Raw genomic sequence first — 20,393 nt, forward strand, 5'->3', positions numbered from 1 at the left:
TCTCCGACAGGAACAACACCGCCGCGAGCCCCGCCCGCAACTCCTCCCGCAACACACTCAAAGAAGGACCCGACTGAACAGGAGCCGGAGAAACCGGAGGAGTTGGAGGAGTTGGAGGAGTTGGAGAAGCCGAAGGAACCGGCCGCTGCTCCACCACCGGCGAAGCGACCTCCTCGGCCGGTATCAACTGCGCTACATAAGCAGCCAACTCCGCGACCGACGGGTAGTCGTACAACCGCGTCGCAGTCAACGACGTGCCATACGCCTTATTGATCGACTTCACCCACTCCACCCCGATGATGGAGTCCAACCCCAATTCCACGAAATTACGCCGAGGATCAACCTCACTCTCCGACAGGAACAACACCGCCGCGAGCCCCGCCCGCAACTCCTCCCGCAACACACTCAAAGAAGGACCCGACTGAACAGGAGCCGGAGAAACCGGAGGAGTTGGAGGAGTTGGAGGAGTTGGAGAGGCCGAAGGAACCGGCCGCCCCGCCGCATCGCCCATGTCCGTCAGTACGACGTTCCGGGGCTTGGCGACAGGAGTTGTCGTCGGGACCACCGCTGCGCCCGGATCCTGGAGCAGGATCCGATGCTTCTTCCCGGGGACGGCAATCGGTGCGGCCCGCTCGGCGGACGCACGCAGCGCGGTCGGTTCGGCCGGCTTCTTCGGTTCCTGTACCGGTGGGAGCTCCCGAGCGGTCGTCCGTACCGGAGCACGACGCCCGTCAGTGGCCCAGTGCGTCGAGCGCTCGAAGGAGTAGCCGGGCAGCGTGATGATCCGTGGCTTGTCGCCCGTGAAGAGCGCCGACCAGTCCGGGGCGGCGCCCCGGCTGTAGAGATCGGCCAGGCCGCGGCACACCTCCCGGTACCGCTCCACCGGGACGCCGGGTGACCGGAGCACGTCCAGCAGTGCTCGCGCCTGGACCTCCTGCAACGAATGATCCTGGTCGCGTGGTACTTCGCCGCGTTCGACCATGGGGTGTTCCTGGCCGCTCTCGGCCGCGGACAGCACGGAGAGAGCGTCCTCGACACCATTGACGACGACTGAGCAGCGGTGGGCGAAGTGCTGCCTGCCCTCCAGCAGGGTGTAGGCCATGTCCCTCAGCCGCTGGTAGTCGAGTTCCCCCTGCGCGAGGGCCGACCGGAGCTCCTGGACGCGCCTTTGCAGTCCCTCCGGGGTCTTGGCGGACAGAAGCAGCAGCAGAGGCGGGGCCTCGGCGACCGGGGCACGGCGCGCGGGCTCGGAGTAACTCTCCACCACCATATGGACGTTGGTGCCGCTCATCCCGAAGGAGCTCACCGCGCCGAGCCGCGTGCCCGTGGGTCCCGCCGGCCAGGACTTGGTCTCCTTGTTGACGTAGAAGGGGCTGTCCTTCCACGCGATGTAGTCGCTGTCCTGGTCGCAGTTCAGGCTCGCCGGGACGACGCCGTGCCGTACCGACTGGACAAGGGCGATCAAGCCGACAAGGCCGGACGCCGCCAGGGTGTGACCGACATTGGTCTTAGTGGACGTCAGCGCGCAGAAGCCGGTCTTGTCGGTGCGTTCCCGGTACGCCTCGTTGAGGGCGTTCACCTCGATGGGGTCGCCGAGTTGGGTGCCCGTGCCGTGGGCCACGATGTGCTCGATGCGCTCGGCGTCGATTCCGTGCCGCTCGTAGACCTGTCGGTAGAGGCGTCCCTGAGCTGCCCCGCTCGGAGCGGTGATGCCGTTCGTCCGGCCGTCGTAGTTCATACCGCTGCCGCGGATCACCGCGAGGACGCGATCGCCGTCCTCTTCCGCCTGGGACAGGCGCTTGAGGACGAGGGCGGGGACGGCCTCGCCGAGGACCATGCCGTCGGCCCGCTTGTCGAAGGCGTGGCAGACGCCGCTCTCGGAGAGCATTCCGGACTTGGCCATCTCGGTGTAACCGCGCGCGGTGGTCGCCAGGTTGACGCCAGCGACGACCGCGGTGTCGCACTCGCCGCCGCGAAGGCTGGCGCATGCCTGGTGGGCGGCCGTCAGCCCCGAGGAACAGGCGGTGTTGACTGCCAGCACCGGGCCGGAGAAGTCGAGGAGGTAGGCCAGGCGCGAGGCCAGGATCGCCTCGTGCTGGGCGGTGATGCCGCCCTCGCCCCGGGTCAGCTCGGGATAGTCGCCCTGTTCGGCACCGACGAACATGCCGATCGTCCCGGCGCGGAGCTTGCGTTCGCCGTAGCCCGCGTCCTCCAGGGCACGCCAGGTTTCCTGGAGCAGCAGGCGCTGGCGCGGGTCCATGTTCCGCGCCTCACGCGGCGAGATCTCGAAGAACGCGGCGTCGAACTCCGCGATTCCCGGGACGAATCCGCAGCGGACGGCCTCGCGCCGCTCGGCGTCCAGCCCGTCCCAGTCGGCGTGCCGGTCCTCCGGGACGGGTGACAGCACGTCCTTCCCCTGCAAGAGGTTCTCCCAGAACTCGTCGACGGACCGAGCGGCGGGGAAACGGCCGCTCATGCCGATGACGGCGATCGGTTCCGGCTCCCTGTGCGTCCTGGGCCGCGGCGCCGGAGCGGACACGGACCGGTCGTCGGCCGTGGCGCCGGAGACCTCCGCAACCGCGGTCACGGCGGGCGCCGGGGAACTGTCCGGGGCCGCGGCCTGCACCTCGCGGTGCTGCCCCAGTGCCTCCCGGTGTTCCGCGATCAGGTGAGCGACGAGCTTCTGCGGGGTGGCATGGGAGAAGAAGATCGAGGGCAGCACCTCGATCGCGAGACTCTCGCCCAGGGCCCTGGCCAGCTTGACCAGGCTGACCGAGTCGAACCCGAGCTCGGAGAAGTTCTCGTCGGCGTGGATCTGCTCGCGGGGGACCCGCAGTACGTCGACGATCACCGTCTCGAGGGCCGAGAGCACCAGCGCTTCGACGTCCGTGCGTGAGGCCGTCGGCGCCGGGTCCAGGTCCGGGCCCGGTTCCGGTTCCGGTTCCGGTTCCGGTTCGAACATGCGCCGTACGCGTGCCGCATCGCCGGCCATCACGATCTGCTGTGTCTCTCCCTGTCCCAGGAGCTGTTCGAAGAGCGCGAGGCCCTCGGCTTCCCCGAGGAGGCGCAGCCCGCTGGTGGCGAGGTACAACTCGATGCCCTCCGCGTCGTCGAACCCCATGCCGCCGCCACTCCACAGGGGCCAGTTGAAGGCGACCGTCGCGCCGGACAGGGCTCCTTGGCGGACCCGCTGGTCGCGATGGCGGGCGTAGGACGTCTGGAAGCGGTTGGCCACCGAGTAGGCGCAGCCGCCGAAGTCACCGAGGACCGCCGAGGTCGACGAGAAGTAGCAGACGAAGTCGAGGGGTTCCGCGGCCAGCACGTCGTCGAGCACGCGCGTGCCGTCCACCTTGGCGGACAGCAGATCCTGAAAGGACCCGGCATCGCCGTCGAGCAGCGAGCTGCGTTCGGTGACGCCGGCGGCGTGTACGACGCCGTGGATCGGGCCGAACCGCTCGCGCGCCGCGGCCACCGCCTCCCGCATGGCCTGCCGATCGGCGACGTCGGCCTGCCGGTACAGAACCTCGCCGCCCAGCGCCTCGATCTTCGCGATGCTGCGACGCTTGTCGGCGTCGAGGGCCGAGCGCCCGGTCAGCACCATGCGCGCCGACCAGTTCCTGGCCAGGTGCTCGGCGAGCAGGAGACCCAGGCCGCCGGTGCCGCCCGTGATGAGGTATGTGCCGTTCGGCCTGAGGAGGTGCTTGCCCGCACCGGGCAGGCTCGGGCGGACCCGGCTGACGTATCGAGCACCGGCGCGGTACAGCGCGCTCCCGGACGTCCCGGCGGACCACTCGTTCCACAGGCGTTCGAACCAGGCGCCGCGGGCTGTCCTGCCGGACGGGTCCTGGACCTCCTCCAGGACCGCGGCGAACCGCACGTCGGGCAGCGCCCTGCCGAGGGAGCGTTCGAAGCCGAGCCACGACTCCGCGTACGCCCGCTCGACGCCATCGCGGAATTCCCCTGCCTGCAGGACACGGCCCACCGGCAGCCCTGCTGCGGCGATCGCCTGCAGGAGGTGCACGGTGGCGGTGTACGAGCCGGGCTCCGTCGCGTCGTCCAGGAACCACAGGTTCAGGACGCCGTCGACCGCGCCGTACCGCGACCGAATGTCTTGGAAGACGCGGACGCAGTCGTCCAGGCTCTGGTGATCGGCTTCGTAGGAGTGGTCGGACGTCCGGGCGAAGCCCTGTCCCCGCGTGACGAACAGCAGTGTGGCGGCGGGGTCGAGCTCGCGTGCGGTACGGGCCAGTTTGGCCCGGTCCGCCGGGTCGACGATGAGGCAGACCAGGGTGTGCGGCGCGGCGGCGCGGCGGACGGCGGGCAGCGCCTGCGGCTCCCAGAACTCCGCGAAGAGGAGGGCCGCCGGGCCCTGGTCGTCGCCGGTCACGAGGGCGGCGGACCGCTCTGTGGTTCCGTGCGCAGCGAGGGCCGCGGATGAGCGCGTGGTGTCGATCCAGTACCGGTTCCTGGCGAACGGGTAGGAGGGCAGGGCGATGCGGGCCGGGCACCGGCTCCCGTGCAGTGCGTGCCAGTCGACGGTGCTGCCGTCGACCCACAGCGCGAGCAGTGCCGGGAGGTCCCGCCGGGCGAGCGCTTCGGACACGCCCGTGCCGGCGGCCGATCCGCTCGCCCGGCCGCGGACCACGTCCTCGACGTCCTCGCGACCCTCACCGAGGGACCGGAGACGAGCGAGCAGGTCCGGCATGGTGGCCACGACCAGGCCGAGCCGCTCCCGCATGGCCTCGCGCCCCACCTGGAGCGTGTGGGCGAGCACGGGCAGGTCACCGGTCGAGAGGTTCTTCTGCTCGATCCAGTCCGCGAGTTGCGCCGCCTTCTGCCGTAGGCGCTCGGTGGTGCGGGCCGACAGGACGACCGGGACGGGACCGCTGGAGGCGGCGAGGTCCGGCGCGTCGTACGGGTCCGGCCGGTACTCCTCGATGACCAGGTGCGCGTTGGTACCGCCCGCCCCGAAGGAGGAGACGCCGGCGGTCCGAGGCAACTCGCGCTCCTCGCCGTCGACGGTGACGACCGGCCGCGGCCAGTAGGCGAGTGTCTGCTGGACCGCGAAGGGCGTGCCGTCGAAGTCGATGTTCGGGTTCAGTTCGGTGGAATGGATCGAGGGGGCGATCTTGCCGTGCCTCATCTGGAGCAGCACCTTGGTGAGCCCGGAGATGCCGGCGGCGCTCTCGGCGTGGCCGATGTTGCTCTTGACCGATCCGATCGCGCAGAACCGGCCGTCGCGCGTGTGCTCGCCGAAGGCCCGGGCGAGTCCGGCGACCTCGATGGGGTCACCGAGCGCCGTGCCGGTGCCATGCGCCTCGATGTAGCTGACCGAGTTCGGGTCGATCCCGCCCTGTCGCCATGCGTCGGTGATCGCGCGGGCCTGGGTGACCGGACTGGGGACGGAGTAACCGTTGGTCTTTCCCCCGTGGTTGACGGCGACGCCCCGGATGACCCCGTGGATGTGGTCCCCGTCCCGCACGGCTCGCTCCAGAGGCTTCAGCAGCACGGCGCCGACACCTTCGCCGGGGACGTATCCGTCACCCCCTTCACCGAAGCTCACGCAGCGTCCCGTACTGGAGACGAATCGGCTCTGACCGAGGATCAGGTACTTGTTGGGGTGCACCGACACGTTGACCCCACCGGCGATCGCCATGTCGCAGACACCGGAGCGGATGCTCTGGCACGCCAGGTCGATGGCCGTCAGCGACGAGGAGCACATGGTGTCGACGCTCATGCTCGGGCCGTGGAAGTCGAAGTAGTACGAGACCCGGTTGGCGACGGCCGAGATGTTCCCGGACACGGCCACCGGGTTCTCGAGGGCCTGTTCCTGGGCTCCGTACAGCTGGTATTCCGAGTACATGACTCCGGCGTAGACGCCGATGGTGGGGGTGCGGCCGGAGTCCGTCGGCGCGTTGAGCCGGTCCCGGGTGTAGCCGGCGTCCTCGACGGTCTCGTAGACGCACTGGAGGAACAGGCGCTCCTGGGGATCCATCCGCTCCGCCTCGACGGGCGAGATGTTGAAGAACAGCGGGTCGAACTCGTCGACGCCGTCCACGAATCCGCCCCACCTGCTGTACGTCTTGCCGGGCGCGTCCGGGTCCGGATCGAAGTACGCCCCGTGATCCCACCGGTCGGCCGGTATCTCGGTGACGCAGTCGCGTCCGGCAGCCAGATTCGCCCAGAACTCGTCGACGGTACGGGCCTTGGGGTAACGCCCGGCAAGCCCGATGATCGCGATGTCCAGTCCCTGCCGCTCGGGGCGGGCGGGCCCGGGTCGGGACACTGAGGGCGACGGCTTCTCGGCCTGCTGCGCCGACCACCTCGTCGACGAGAGGGGCTTGCGTCGCAGCGGCCCCGTGGATCGGACACCCGTACGGTACGCCGCCACGTCGGCGGCCGGGGTGTCGGCGACCGGGGTGGCGGCAGCCGGGGCGACCGCGTCCGTCGCGGCTTCTCCGAGGAGACTCGACACGTCGAACCGACGGGTGGCGGCCAGGTGCCGGGCCAGCTCACGAGGCGTACCGAACTCGAAGAACAGGGTGGTGGGCAGCGCCCCGAAGACTGCTTCCATCCGCTCCGTCATGGTCATCGCCATGACCGAGTCGATGCCGAAGCTGTCGAAGGCTGCCCGACCGTCGACCCGGACGAGGGGGAGCTTGGTGATCTCGGAGAGGAGGCGCTCAAGGTACTCGCTCACCTTCTCCTCGAGCAGGTCGCTGTCAAAGTGCTTCACGAATCCGCCCCATCGGTGGAGAAAGTAGGGAACTTCCGCTGTGTCGGGACCGGTGCGTCCCCCAGGGCGCGGCCGACAGAAGGAACCGAGACCATCACCTGGCCGTACTCGGAGCGCAGGATCCGGTGGAGGTCCCCGATGCCGTCGGCCCGCGGCGGCCAGATGACGGACTGGCTGTGCCCGAAGCGCTCACCGCCCGCGACGAGGTCCTGCCGGTGCCGCGCGTAGGCGTCCAGGAAGGCGTTCACCGCGGCGCCGTCGACCTGGCCGACGCCACCGTTCACTCCGGAAAGGGAGGAACAGGTCACGAAGAAGTCCAGCGGGAGCGACCGGGTCGCGGCGTCCAGGTTCACGACACCCGCCGTCTCCGGGGCGAGGACGTCCAGGAAGTCCCGGCCCGACTTGTCGACGATGAGTGCGTCGCGGGCGATTCCGGCGCTGTGGATGACTCCGTCGATCCCCCGGTGCCGCTCCAGGATCCGCGCGATCAGTGCGTCCGCCTCGGACGGGCTGGAGATGTCGGCTTGCTCGTAGCTCACCGCGCTGTCGCCCGCCAGGTTCTGCAACGCCTCACGGGACTCGCGGTCCAGAGGGGACCGGCCGACGAGGACGACGGTCGCGTTCCCCGTCTGTGTGGCGATCTCCCGCGCGACGGCACGTCCGAGCGCACCCGCTCCGTCGGCGACGAGGTAGGTTCCGTTCTCCTTCCACGGCAGTGTGTGGGGGGCGGAGCGGACCTCGCACTCGGCCCAGGCCGGCACCTCGCGCAGGCCGTCGACGTACCGCACGAGAGTCTCGTCGGGGCAGCCGCGGTTCTCCCGGATCCGCAGCACGGCGCGCTCGGAGGTGTCCGTCCGGTCCAGCACGACGACCTGTCCGGTGACAGCCGGGTTCTCGAGGCGGGCCGTCCTGAGCATGGCCGCGAGTCCGGAGAGCAGCGTCGCGTCGGGTGTACCGGGAAGCACCAGCTGGACGTGGTTCCGGCCGTCGGCTCCGCGCATGATGGAGCGCAGGTGCCGCAGAACCTGCAGGCCGTAGGCGGTGTACCGGCTGTCCGGGACCTCGTCATCGGCGGTCAGGACGAAGACATCGGCGTCGTCGCCCCGCAGGAGGGGCGCCAGCTCGGGCAGTCCGGCGAGCAGCACGGTCGGTCGCGCGGCGGTGAGGCCGGAGGGCCGGGCCGGTGCGGGTCGGGCTTGCCACTGCGAGTGCAGCAGCACCGGTTGTCCGCTGCGAGCCTCCGTCCCTACGACAGAGGGCGTGTCGCGGTGTTCCGCCGCCGGAGCGAGCGTCGTCGGTCCGTGGTCGGCACGGTCGGATGCGGCCCGATCGAACTGGAGACCGCCGATCCGGATGCGGACCCGGCCCTGCTCGTCGGCCAGGTCGAGGTCGAACCCGGGGGCCTGCGCATCGCCGGCCTGCCGTGCGCCGGGCCGAACCCAGGCCCACATCGAGGCCGTGCAGGCATCGAGAACGAGGACTTCGTCGATGGCGCGGATCACCGCAGGTCCACCGCCGGCGTACGCCCCGTCCTGCCCGGCCGACCGGCCGAGGACATCGGAGCACGCCTGCACCGCGGCGCCGAGCAGGCCCGGATGCAGCACGAACCCGTCCTCGGTGTCGCGCGCCGGGGCAGGCAGCGCCAACTGGATCAGAGCGTGTCCGGGTCCGGTCCCAATGCTCTGGACGGCGCGGTACGCGGGCTCATGAGCGGGTCGGTCGTCGTGGTGGCGCCCGTAGTACTGCTCGGCGGTCAGGCCGGATCCCCCGCAGGCCCTCCGCAGAGCGGGCACGTCGAGCACGGTCTCCTCGGCTCCGTCCGCGAAGTAGAGGACACCCTCGCTGTGTTCGACGGCGTCAGCGTCGCCGTCCCCGCCCGACGGTGTGCTCCTGATCCGGAACCGGATGTCGCCGTCGTCCTCCGGACGCAGACCGACGTGCACTTCGCGCAGGCCGTCGGCCGGATCGAGCGGCCGCGCGAACACGACGTCGCGCAGCACTACCGGCGCCGAGGGATCGACGGTGGCCCGGCTGCTGAGACAGCTCGCGGCCACGGCCATCTCCAGGAAGGCCGCGCCGGGCACGGTCCGAGCGACGCGATCGCCCAGGAAGCGTTCCTGTCCGGTCACGACGGAAGTGAAGCGCTGCTCGGTGAAGTCGGAGGTGTTGACCTGTACGAGCGGATGCAGCGGCGCCGGTCCGCCGAGCGCGTTCGGCTCGGGAGCGGACAGGTCGTCGAAGGCGGAGTACCGCTCGGCCGCGAAGGGGTAGGTCGGCAGCGCGACCCGCCGCGGAGTCTCGGTTCCGTAGAGGGACCGCCAGCTCACGGGCACGCCGTTGACCCACAGTTCGAGCAGCTTCTCGTACTTCCCCTTCTCGGCCCACGCCGCGATCATCACGTCGAGGTCGGAGTCAGACGCGAACAACGTGAGAGTCTGGGCGCCACCGGCGACCGAGCCACGGACGATCTCACCGCCCGCGAACTCGCCTGCCAGGAACCGGCCGAGCTTCTCGACCAGGTCGGGCACGGAGGAGGCGACGACACCGAGGCGTTCCTCCCGTGGTTCGCGGCCGACCTGAAGCGTGTAGGCGACGTCCGTGAGCGCGAGATCCGCGTTCTCGGGGCGGCCAAGCCACTCCACCAGGCGCTCGGCCCGCGCCCTCAGCTGCTCGGTCGTGCGGGCGGACAGCGGTACCACGGCACGTGGGACAGCGGCGGCCGGCGAACCCGGCGTGGTGCTGTCGGGGACGTACTCCGCTATCACGACATGTGCGTTGGAGCCCCCGGCCCCGAACGCCGACACGCCCGCGACGCGCGGCAACGCACCGCGCGTGCCGTCGTCCGACACGGGGGCCGGCCACTCCGCCGGCTCCTGCTGCACCACGAACGGGCTCTGCTCGAAGTCGATGTGCGGGTTGAGCGTCGAGGCGTGCAGGGTCGGGGCGAGACGGCGGTGCTGGAGCTGGAGCAGCACCTTGGTGATGCCGGCGATACCGGCCGCGCTCTCGGCGTGCCCGATGTTGCTCTTCACCGAGCCGATCGCACAGAACCCCCGGTCGTCGGTGTAGGGACCGAATGCCTTGGAAAGCCCGGCGATCTCGATCGGGTCGCCCAGGGAGGTGCCGATGCTGTTCGCGTCGATGTAGCTCACGTCCCGCGCGTTCACACCCGCTCGCCGCAGGGCCTCGCCGATGACCTCGGCCTGCCCCAACGGTTCCGGTACGGAGTAACCGCTCGTCCTGCCCCGGTGGTTGGCGGCGGTGCCCTTGATGACTCCGTAGATCCGGTCGCCGTCCGCGATCGCTCGCGCCAGCGGCTTGAGCAGGACCGCGCCCACGCCCTCGCCCGGTGCGTAGCCGTCGCCTCCGGCGCCGAAGCTGGCGCAGCGACCGTCGCTCGACGCGAGCCGCCCCTGGCTGAGGAGCAGGTACTTGTTCGGGTGCAGCGAGAGGTTCACTCCCCCGGCCACCGCCGTGTCGCAGTCGCCCGACTCCAGGCTCCGGCAGGCCAGATGCACGGCCATGAGCGACGCCGAGCACATCGTGTCGACGCTGAGGCTCGGGCCGCGGAAGTTGAACACATGGGACACGCGGTTCGCGACGGACGCGGAGCTGCCCGACACGGTCGGCGCCGCTCCGGCACCCTGCGACAGAGCGCCGTAGAGCTGGTACTCCTGATACATCACTCCGACGAAGACACCCACCCGGCCGTCGAGCAGGTTCCCCGTACGGTCCTTGCCGGTGTCCCGGACGTACCCGGCGTCCTCCAGTGTTTCGTGCACGCACTGGAGGAACAGCCGCTCCTGCGGGTCCATGATCTCCGCCTCGCGCGGGGAGATGTTGAAGAACTGCGGGTCGAAGTCGTAGGCACCGTCGAGGAATCCGCCCCACTTGCTGTACGACTTCCCGGGGGTCCCCTTGGCCGGATCGAAGAAGCGCGCGTGGTCCCAGCGGTCGCCCGGGACCTCGGTGACGCAGTCCTTGCCGGCGGCGAGGTTCTGCCAGAACTCCCGCACGTCACGGGCCTGGGGGTAGCGCCCCGCCAGTCCGATGATCGCCGTGTCACCGGTTGCCGCGCCCGGGGCCGGGTCGGCCGTGCTCCCCGCCGGAGCGACGGAAGGTACGGGCCAGGTCCGTCCCGCCCCCAGGACGGGCCGCTCAGGGGCGTCCGGCGCGACGGCGGGTGTCTGGCGATGCCCACCTGCTGCGGGGAGAAGCTCGCCGACCTGCTGAGGACGGGTCTCCAGGAGGTGGCGTGTCAGGGCGGTGATGGTCCGGTGCTCGAAGAACAGGGTCTTCGGAAGCGGGCCGAAGACTCCTTCGAGGGTGCGGGTCATCTCCATGGTCATGACGGAGTCGACGCCGTAGTCCTCCAGCGACGCCTCGGCGTCGATCCTGTCGGCGGGCAGGTCGATGACCGAGGCCAGGAGCCGCTTGAAGTAGGCCACGGCCTGCTGCGCGGTGTTCTCGTCCGGGCCCTCCGCGGGCACTGCCGCCCTGCTCCCGTCGGGGACCTCCGCGGCCGCGGCATCCGGCGCGGGCCGGGACCGGGGTGCGGGGCTGTCCACGAGGAGTCCGGCGAGGAGGGTCCGCGCGATCCTCGGGCGGTCGCCCGAAACCACCATCACCTGGTCGGACGGCGATGCCAGGGCCAGGTACAGGGCGCGCAGCCCCTCCCGGTCCGGCAACGGCACGAGCCCGAAGCGTTCGTGCAGCGACCGCTCCGTCGGCGCGTCGACACGCATCCCGCCGTCGGCCCACAGGGGCCAGGCGACCGACAGTGTCCTGCCCCGTCGCTCGCCCCGGGCCACCAGCGCGTTGCGGTGGGCCGCGAAAGCGTCCATGAACGCGTTCGCGCAGGCGTAGTCGGCCTGCCCGACATTGCCCAGAGCCCCCGCGACCGAGGAGAAGGCGACCAGGAAGTCGAGGTCCGCGTCCTGCGTGGCCTCGTCCAGGTGCACCAGTCCTGCGACCTTCGGTGCCAGCACGCGGGAGAACTCGTCCGCGTCCTTCCGCATGACGAACGCGTCGCTGGTGGACCCGGCGGCGTGCAGGATCCCGTCGATCCGGCCGTACCGCTCCCGGGTCTCCTGAACGAGCGTCACGACGTCGTCCCTGACCGTCACATCGGCCTGTACGTAGATCGTCTCCGCGCCGTGCTTCCGCAGTCGTTCAAGGAGCGCGTCCTTGTCCGCGTCGCGGGGCGAACGGCCGGCGATCACGATCCGGGCGCCACGGACCTGCTCCGCGATGTCGTGGGCGAAGACCGCGCCCAGGCCGCCGGCGCCCCCGGTGATCAGGTAGACGCCCCCGTCCTTCCAGGGCGTCACGGCCGGCCGGCAGTCGAGGTCCTCCTCGCGCCACTTCAGGACCTCGCGCAGGCCGCCGAGGTAGCGCACGGCGAAGTCCGCGAGCACCGCGCGGTCCGCCGTCACGCGGGACGCGGCGCGCTCCGGGGCGTCCTGCCGGTCCACCAGCACCAGCTGGCCGAGCAGCCGCGGATTCTCCAGTCCGGCCGATTTCAGGATGGCGGCCAGTCCCGTCCACAGCGACGACTCGACGGCCGGGGCGACCAGTTGGACCCGGACCGGGTGGTGGGCGGGCTCACCGAGCAGCCGCTTGACCTCGGCGAAGACCTGCAGCGCGTAGTCGGTGTAGCGGCGGCCGACGTCCGTGGCGTCCGATGTCAGCCGAACCACTCGCGTGGTGTCCCGCGCCTCGAGCCTGGTGTCCTGCGCCTCGAGTGCCGCGGCGACTTCGGGGAGCTCCACGACCAGCACCAGGCCCTCGGGCGCCGGAGCCGTGACCGGCGCCGGGTCCGCGGCCACCCAGTGAGGAGCGGCGAACAACTCCCGGGTGGTCGTCGCAGCCGTCTGGGCGCGCAGGGCGACGCCCTTGAGCCGGACGCACACCCGCCCGTCGTCGTCACAGACGTCGATGTCGAGGCGACGCAGGCCGTCGCCCTCCCGGTCCGCGCTGTCTCGCACCCAGGCCCACGCCTCCGGTGGGCAGGGCCCGAGGATCTCGACCTCGTCAAGGGCGAACGGCAGCGGCGGTGCCTCGCCGTCAGCCGCGGACAGCAGGCCCGCACACGCCTGCAGGCTGGAGTCCACTGTCGACGGATGGAGCCCGTAGGCGTCCCGGGTGTCCCGCACGGTCGACGGCAGCGCGATCCTGGCCAGGACCTGTCCGTCACCCGTCCACAGACGCTCGATGCCGCGGTGACCCGGACCGTAAGCGATGCCGCGCGCCTCGGCGGTCGCGTACAACTCGTCGGCGTCGGGTCCGGGGATCCGGCACGCGTCGCGCAGTCGCGACAGGTCGACGCGGACGTCGGGGTTCTCGGTCGCGGGTTGCGAGGTCACGTACGCCACGCCCTCGCTGTGGACCGTGTCGGCGGTTCCGGCGGCCGGGTCTCCCGGGCTGAGGATCTCGAATGCGACCTCGCCGTGCTGCTCGGGCCGCAGCCGGACCTGGACGGTCAGCCCCGGCTCGTGCAGGGTGACCGGCCGCGTCCAGACGACGTTCCGGATGCTCGACACGCGGTACGGCTCGTCGAGAGAGGCCGCCACGGCGGCGCGCGCCAGCTCCAGACAGGCGGCACCGGACAGCACGGGCTTGCCCTTGACCTGGTGGTCCCGCAGGAAGAACTCCTCGCCGGTGTAGACCGATGTGAAGCGCTGCCCATGGAGAGTGGAGGTGTTGACGTGCAGGAGCGGATGGAGCTGCGCCTGGCCCTCCGCGCGGCTCGGTTCGGTCGCGGTGCCGTCGGCCAGCCAGTGGCGCTCGCCTTGGAAGGGGTAGGTCGGCATCGATATGCGGCGCGGTGCGAATTCGGATGCGTCGTGGAGCTTCGTCCAGTCCACCACGAGACCGGTCGTCCACAGCTTCACGAGTTCGTCGTACGCGCGCTGCGCGAGCGCCGCGTCCAGCGTCCGTGTCTGTTCCGCGTCGGCGGTGAAGACGGCCAAGGCGCCCTGTCGGCGTTCCACCCTGCCCCGGTACAGGCCGGTGATCCCGGTCTCGCCGTCCAGGAACGCCCGTAGTTTCACGGTGAGTTCACCGGTCGTGGCCGCGATGAGTCCGAGGCGTTCCTCGTACGCGTCCCGACCTGTCTGGAGGGTGTGGGCGATGTCCGCGAGCCTGGCCGCGGCGCCCTCGCCCTCGGCCGTCCAGCGCAGCAGCTGATCGGCCTGCGCCAGCAGGCCGTCGTCCGTCCGCGCGGAGAGGACGATGACGGCGGGACCGCCCTCCGGCGGGAGACCGTCAGCGGGGCGGGCAGCCGGGATGTGCTCCTCGACGATGACGTGTGCGTTGGAGCCCCCCGCCCCGAAGGACGAGATGCCGGCGATCCGCGGCATCGCGGTGCCGTCGGCGCCCGTCGGACGACTCCACTGTGCTGACTCCCGCGCCACGTAGAAGGGGCTGCCGTCGAAGTCGATGTGGGGATTGAGCACTTCGGAGTGCAGGGAGGGCGCGAGTTCGCCGTGCTTCATCTGCAGCAGCACCTTCGTCAGCGCGGCGATGCCGGCCGCGCTCTCGGCGTGCCCGATGTTGCTCTTGACCGACCCGATCGCACAGAACTGCTTCCGGTCGGTGTGCTCGCGGAAGGCCCTGGTCAGTCCAGAGATCTCGATGGGGTCGCCGAGTGAGGTGCCCGTTCCGTGCGCCTCGACGTAGCTCACCGCTGCCGCGTCGACTCCGGCCTCACGCAACGCCTGGCCGATGACGTTGTACTGCGCACGGGGATTGGGGACGGAGTATCCGTTGGTCTTGCCGCCATGGTTGACCGATGTGGCCCGGATGACGCCGTAGATGGTGTCGTTGTCCTCGCGTGCGCGGGCGAGCGGCTTGAGCAGGACCGCGCCGACGCCCTCACCCGGGACGTAGCCGTCGCCGCCCTCTCCGAAACTCTCGCAACGGCCCTTGCTCGACGCGTACTTGCCGCTGCCGAGCATCAGGAACTTGTTGGGGTGCAGCGAGAGGTTCACGCCGCCCGCGACGGCCACTTCGCAGCCGCCCGTCCGCAGGCTCTGGCAGGCCAGGTGCAGCGCGGTGAGCGACGACGAGCACATGGTGTCGACGGCCAGGCTCGGACCGTGCAGGTCGAAGACGTACGACACCCGGTTGGCGATGGTCGACGCGCTGCCGGACAGCGTGACGTTACGGCCGCGTGCCTGCTCCTGGGCGCCGTAGAGCTGGTACTCCTGGTACATCACCCCCACGAAGACGCCGACGTTGCCGGGCAGGCCGTGGCCTTCGTGGCGGCTCAGGGTCTCGCGTGTGTACCCGGCGTCTTCGAGCGTCTCGTGCACGCACTCCAGGAACAGTCGCTCCTGCGGGTCCATGAACGCCGCCTCGCGCGGGGCGATGTTGAAGAAGAGCGAGTCGAAGCGGTCGACGCCGTCCAGGAAGCCGCCCCACTTGGTGTACGTCTTGCCGGACGCGTTCTTGTCCGGGTCGAAGTAGGGACCGTGGTCCCAGCGGTCGGCGGGAATCTCGGTGACGCTGTCGCGGCCCTCGGCCAGATTCCGCCAGAACTCCCGGACGTTCCGCGCCTGGGGATAGCGGCCCGCCAACCCGATGACGGCGATCTCCGTGTCCCCGCCCACCGGCTCCCGACGGCTGCGCCGCACGACCGCCGGGCGGGTGTGCGCGGACCGGGTTCCGGCGATGCCGTCCGTCGAGGTGACGGACGGCTCCTGGGCTTCGTCGACGAGCAGTTCGACCAGGCGCGGCCGGTGGGCACCGAGGAAGTACCCGGCCAGGGCGCTGATGCTCTGGTACTCGTAGAACAGCGTCTTGGACAGCGATCCGAAGACCTTCTCGAGCCGGTTGGTCAGGTTCATCGCCATGATCGAGTCGATGCCGTAGTGCTCGAGGGCGTCGTCCGCGTCGATCCGCTCGGCGGGCATGCGCAGCTCGGAGGCGAGAAGGCCGACCAGGTACTGGCCGGCGCGCTCCTCCAGCGTGCCACCCGGGCGGGCGCCGCCGTCCTCCGCGGCGGCGACGGCCGGTGACGTCGTCTCACCGTGCGGGAGTGCGCGGCCTGCCCGCTCGGCGGAAGCGTCCGCGGCGTACGCCCTGGAGGTGAAACCCCGCAGGAGACACCGCGGCGCACCGGCGTCGTCGAGGAGGTCGATGTCCAGCTTGCGGATGCCGAGCTCGGGCTGGTCGTCGTCGCTGTAGCGGACCCACGCCCACATCTGCGCGGTGCACGGGCCGAGGATGTCCAACTCGTCGAGTGCGAAGGGGAGATGGAGCATGGCGGGGGCAGGGTCGGCGAGGTCGCCGTCCCGGCCGAACAGTCCGACAGCGGACTGCAGGGCGGCGTCCAGCAGGCTCGGGTGCAGCACGTACCCGTCGGCATCGGCGGGCGTCCCGGACGGCAGTCGCAGCCGTGCCAGCGCCTGCCCGTCGCCGATCGCCACGCTTTCGACGCCGCGGTGCGCGGGACCGTATGCGAGACCCATGGACCGGTAGATGCGGTAGCACTCTTCGGCGTCCATCAGTACGACACCGCAGGCCGCCCGCAGCGCGTCCACGTCCACGGCCGCCGGCGCTCCGCCATCGGCGAGGGCCCGTACCGTGCCCTGGCTGTGCACGACGGCGTCCGTGTCGGGCTCACCACCGGCGACGCCGGAGATCTCGAAGGCCACCTCCCCGGCGGCTCCGGCTTGCGCGGCGTACAGGGTCGTCATGACGCGTGCGGCGTTCTCGGCGACCGTCAGCGGCTGGGCCCACACCACGTTGCGCAGCGCGGTCCGACCCGGGCGCCCGTCGAGCGAGGCCTCGAGCGCGGCCCGGGCCATCTCCAGGTACGCGGCGGCCGGGAGCACCTTGCGGCCGTTGACGACATGGTCGGTGAGGAAGAACTCATCACCTGAGAAGACCGAGCCGAACCGCTGGGCGTCGAGGGTGGAGGTGTTGGTGTGGACGAGCGGGTGAAGCCGGGCAGCGCCGGAATCGACGGGGCCCGGTTCCGCGGCCAGGTCGCCCACCCAGTAGCGCTCGCGGGCGAAGGGATAACCGGGCAGCGGAAGCGTCCGGGGGCGCTGTGCACCGTACAGCTTGCCCCAGTCGACGCTCAGGCCCTTGACCCAGAGGCCGAGCAGCCGGTCGAACTTTCCCTTCTCGATCCACACGTCGACGGTCGTGGCCATGTCGCCGTCGTCACCGAGGGCGGTGAGCGCCTCCCGGTGCTCCTTGACGTTGCCGAGGTACAGGTCATCGACATCCTCACCGGCGACGAACGCGGCGAGTTTCGCGGTGAGTTCGGCAGCTGAGGCGACGGCCAGTGCGAGCCGTACGTCCATCGCCTCACGGCCGAGCTGAAGCGTGTGGGCGACGGCGCCGAGGTCGGGGCCGGCGGGGTTCTGACCGCGCAGCCAGTCGAGCAGGTCCCGGGCCCGCTCCCGCAGCCGCCCGGCATCCTTTGCCGAGAGGACGATCAGGCGCGGGGCGCCTTCCTGTGCGGGGGCGGGTGCGGGGTCGGCCCGGCGGTATTCGGCCACGACGACATGTGCGTTGGAGCCGCCGGCGCCGAACGAGGAGACTCCGGCGATCCGGTCGCCTTCCGTGGTCTCCCCGTCGCCGCCGATGACCGCGGGCCGCGTCCACTCGGTCGTCTCCCGCTGGAGACGGAACGGTGTCCGGGTGAAGTCGATGTTGGGGTTGGGATCCTGCGCGTGCAGGCCGGCCGCGATGCGCCCGTGCTGCATCTGGAGGATGACCTTGAGCAGTCCGGCGATGCCGGCGGCGGCCTCCAGGTGACCGATGTTGCTCTTCAGGGAGCCGATGGCGCAGTGCTGCGGGGACCCGGTGCCGGACGCGAACGCCTGGGCCAGGCCGTCGACCTCGATCGGATCGCCCAGCTCGGTGCCGGTGCCGTGCGCTTCCACGAAGCTCACCTCGTCTGCACGGACGCCCGCACCGGCGAGCGCCTCGCGCACGACCTCGGCCTGCGCGACCGGGCTCGGGACGGTGTAGCCGTTGGTCCGGCCGCCGTGGTTGATGCTGCTGCCGCGCAGGACGGCCCGGATGTCGTCGTTGTCCCGCTCGGCGTCGGACAGCCGCTTGAGCAGGACGACAGCCACGCCCTCCCCCGGCACGAAACCGTTGCCACCGGCTCCGAAGCTGCGGCACCTGCCGTCGTCCGAGAGCATCCGCTTGCCGGACATCAGGGTGTAGTTCGAGGGGTGCAGGTAGAGGTTGACCCCACCCGCGACGGCCAGGTCGCACTCGCCGCGGCGCAGGTGCTGGATCGCTTCGTGGACGGCGCTCAGGGACGACGAGCAGAGAGTGTCGACCGGCAGGCTCGGCCCGGTGAGGTCGAGGAGGTACGACACCCGGTTCGCCACCGACGCGAACGACGTCAGGGGGTGCAGCTTCTCGTTCCGCTTCCACAGGTCGGGCCCGTACAGGTCGAACCCGGTCTTCGAGACGCCAGCGAAGACGCCCACCCTGCGACGGTGTGCGTCAGCCAGGCGCTGCCGGGTGTACCCGGCGTCCTCCAGCGCGTTCCAGGACTCCTGGAGGAACAGGCGCTCCTGCGGGTCCATGTTCATCGCCTCTTGCGGCGAGATGCCGAAGAAGAGGGGGTCGAACTCGGCGAACCCGTCCAGGAATCCGCCCCACTTGCTGTAGCTCAGGCCCGCCGCCACCGCCTCGTCGCGGTCCGGGTGGTAGAAGCCCTCCAGCGGCCAGCGGCCCTCGGGGATCTCCGTGACGCAGTCACGCCCGGCGGCCAGGTTCTCCCAGAACTCCCGCAGGTTGCGGGCCTGCGGGAACCGCCCGCTCATGCCGATGACGGCGACCGCGTCCTCGGTGCGCTCGGAGGTGGGCGGGGCCGCGGCAGGCGTCGGCCGCTCGGCGGCGGAGACGTTCGTCGGCCGCCGAGCCGGATCGGCCTGCCGGGCCGCCGCCACCGTCCCCGTCCAGTCCAGACATCCCTGCCGGTGCGCCCGGAGGAAGTAGCGCGCGAGGGCATCCAGCGAATTGAACTCGTACAGCAGCGTCTTGGGCAGGTCGGGGAAGACGTCGGCGAGCTTCCGGTTGAGCCGGGTGACGACGATGGAGTCGATGCCGTAGTTCGCCAGCGGCACCTGAGCGTCGATCTTCGCGACCGGGAGGCCGATGACGCCGCTGAGCAGCTGTCCGAGCCTGCGGACGACCCTGTCACGCAGCGCCTCCTCGCCGATGTCCTCGGCAACTGCCGGGGCGGATGCGGGAACCGGGGCGGCTGCGGCGGTGGTCGCCGGCTGCCCGAGAAGCGTCCGGCGGATGCGCGGGCCGTCGCCCTCGACCGCCATCGCCTGGCAGTGGTCCGACCCGAGGGACTCGTGGAAGACCCTGATGCCCGACTCGGTGCGCAGGGCGTGCATGCCCGTCCGCTCGCGCAGAGCCTGCTCCGTCTCCGCGTCGACCGGCATCCCGCCCTCGGCCCACAGCGGCCAGTTGAGCGAGAGGCTGCGCCCCGTGCGCAGGCCCTGCGCGACCAGACCGCCCCGGTGGTGCGCAAACGCGTCCAGGAAGGCGTTGGCTGCGGCGTAGTCGCACTGGCCGACGTTGCCCGTGACCGCCGCCGTGGAGGAGAACAGGGCGAAGAAGTCCAGTGCGTCGTCCCGGCTTGCGGCGTCCAGGTTGAGGGCGCCGGCCGTCTTCGGGGCGAGGACCTCGCGCACGTCCTTGGCGCTCTTGTGCGAGACGAAACCGTCCCGGAGCACCCCGGCGCTGTGGATGATGCCGTGGATGGCACCGTGCTCACGCCGCACGTCGGCCAGGTACGCCTCGACAGCGTCCGGGTCGGCCACGTCGAGGCGCGCGTACTCCACCCGCGCGTGCGGACGGTTCAGGCCCTCGAGCAGTCGTCGCCGGTCACCGTCGAGCGCGGAGCGGCCGCTCAGCAGGACGGACGTGTTCTGTACGGATCGCAGCAGATCCCGGGCGAAGATCAGTCCGAGCCCGCCGAGGCCGCCGGTGATGACGTACGTACCGCCTTCCCGCCAGGGCAGGGCCGTGTGCTCGGGGCTCGCTGTCTCCTGCCAGGTCAGTACCTCACGTACGCCCTCGCGGAACCGCACGACGGCGTCGCCGCTGCGCTCACGGCTCGCCAAAATGCGGACGGCGGTGTGCCCCGGCTCGTCGGCCGGGTCGACGAGGAGCAGCTGGGGCACGATCCCGGGGTTCTCCAGGCCCGCGCTCCTGACCATGCCGATCAGGCCGGACAGAAGGGCGTCCTCTCCCTGCGGGGAGCAGACCAACTGAACCAGCGTGGGGGGCAGTTCCGGGTCGCCGGTCAGGGGGCGGAGCGCGGTAAGCACCTGGCCCGCGAGGTCGGCGTAACGGTCCGCGAGCCCGGTGGCGCCGGTCCGCAGGGGGCGCACGTCGATCGCCGCGTCCTGCTCGCGCAGTGCGTGTTCCAGTGCCGACGGCCCGGCGAGCAGCACCACGTGCCCCGGCTTCCGCCCGGTCGCGGGGCCGTCGGCCGCCTGCCAGACCGGGTGGCACCGCACCAGCTCGGGCGACGGCGCGTCCGTGACGTCCGCGGGCGATCCCCCGGAGCCCTGACGGTCCTTCAGGAACCGCTTGACGTGCTCCTTAGAGACGCGGTCGGCCTTGAGATCCAGCAGAAGCCGTTCCAGCTGGCTGTCCATGA

General features: G+C 70.9%; 2 protein-coding genes. Both read right to left on the bottom strand.

What is annotated here, in order from left to right; all coding sequences use genetic code 11:
* Positions 1–6,736 (bottom strand): SDR family NAD(P)-dependent oxidoreductase (locus G5C60_RS02580; protein WP_165254513.1); only part of this gene is annotated, 6,736 nt, incomplete at its 3' end.
* Positions 6,733–20,391 carry an SDR family NAD(P)-dependent oxidoreductase gene (locus G5C60_RS02585; protein ID WP_165254514.1) on the bottom strand — a complete coding sequence of 4,553 codons (13,659 nt, stop codon included), beginning with the start codon at positions 20,389–20,391 and terminating at the stop codon, positions 6,733–6,735. The genes G5C60_RS02580 and G5C60_RS02585, both read right to left, overlap by 4 nt.
* Between the last annotated feature and the right edge of the window lie 2 nt (positions 20,392–20,393).

The organism is Streptomyces scabichelini, assembly GCF_011045015.1.
In the GTDB taxonomy this organism is placed as follows: Bacteria; Actinomycetota; Actinomycetes; order Streptomycetales; family Streptomycetaceae; genus Streptomyces; species Streptomyces scabichelini.

What these genes read in the sequence shown, in the direction of transcription:
- G5C60_RS02585 (WP_165254514.1), bottom strand. Translation starts at nt 20,391, where the DNA reads ATGGACAGCCAGCTGGAACGGCTTCTGCTGGATCTCAAGGCCGACCGC.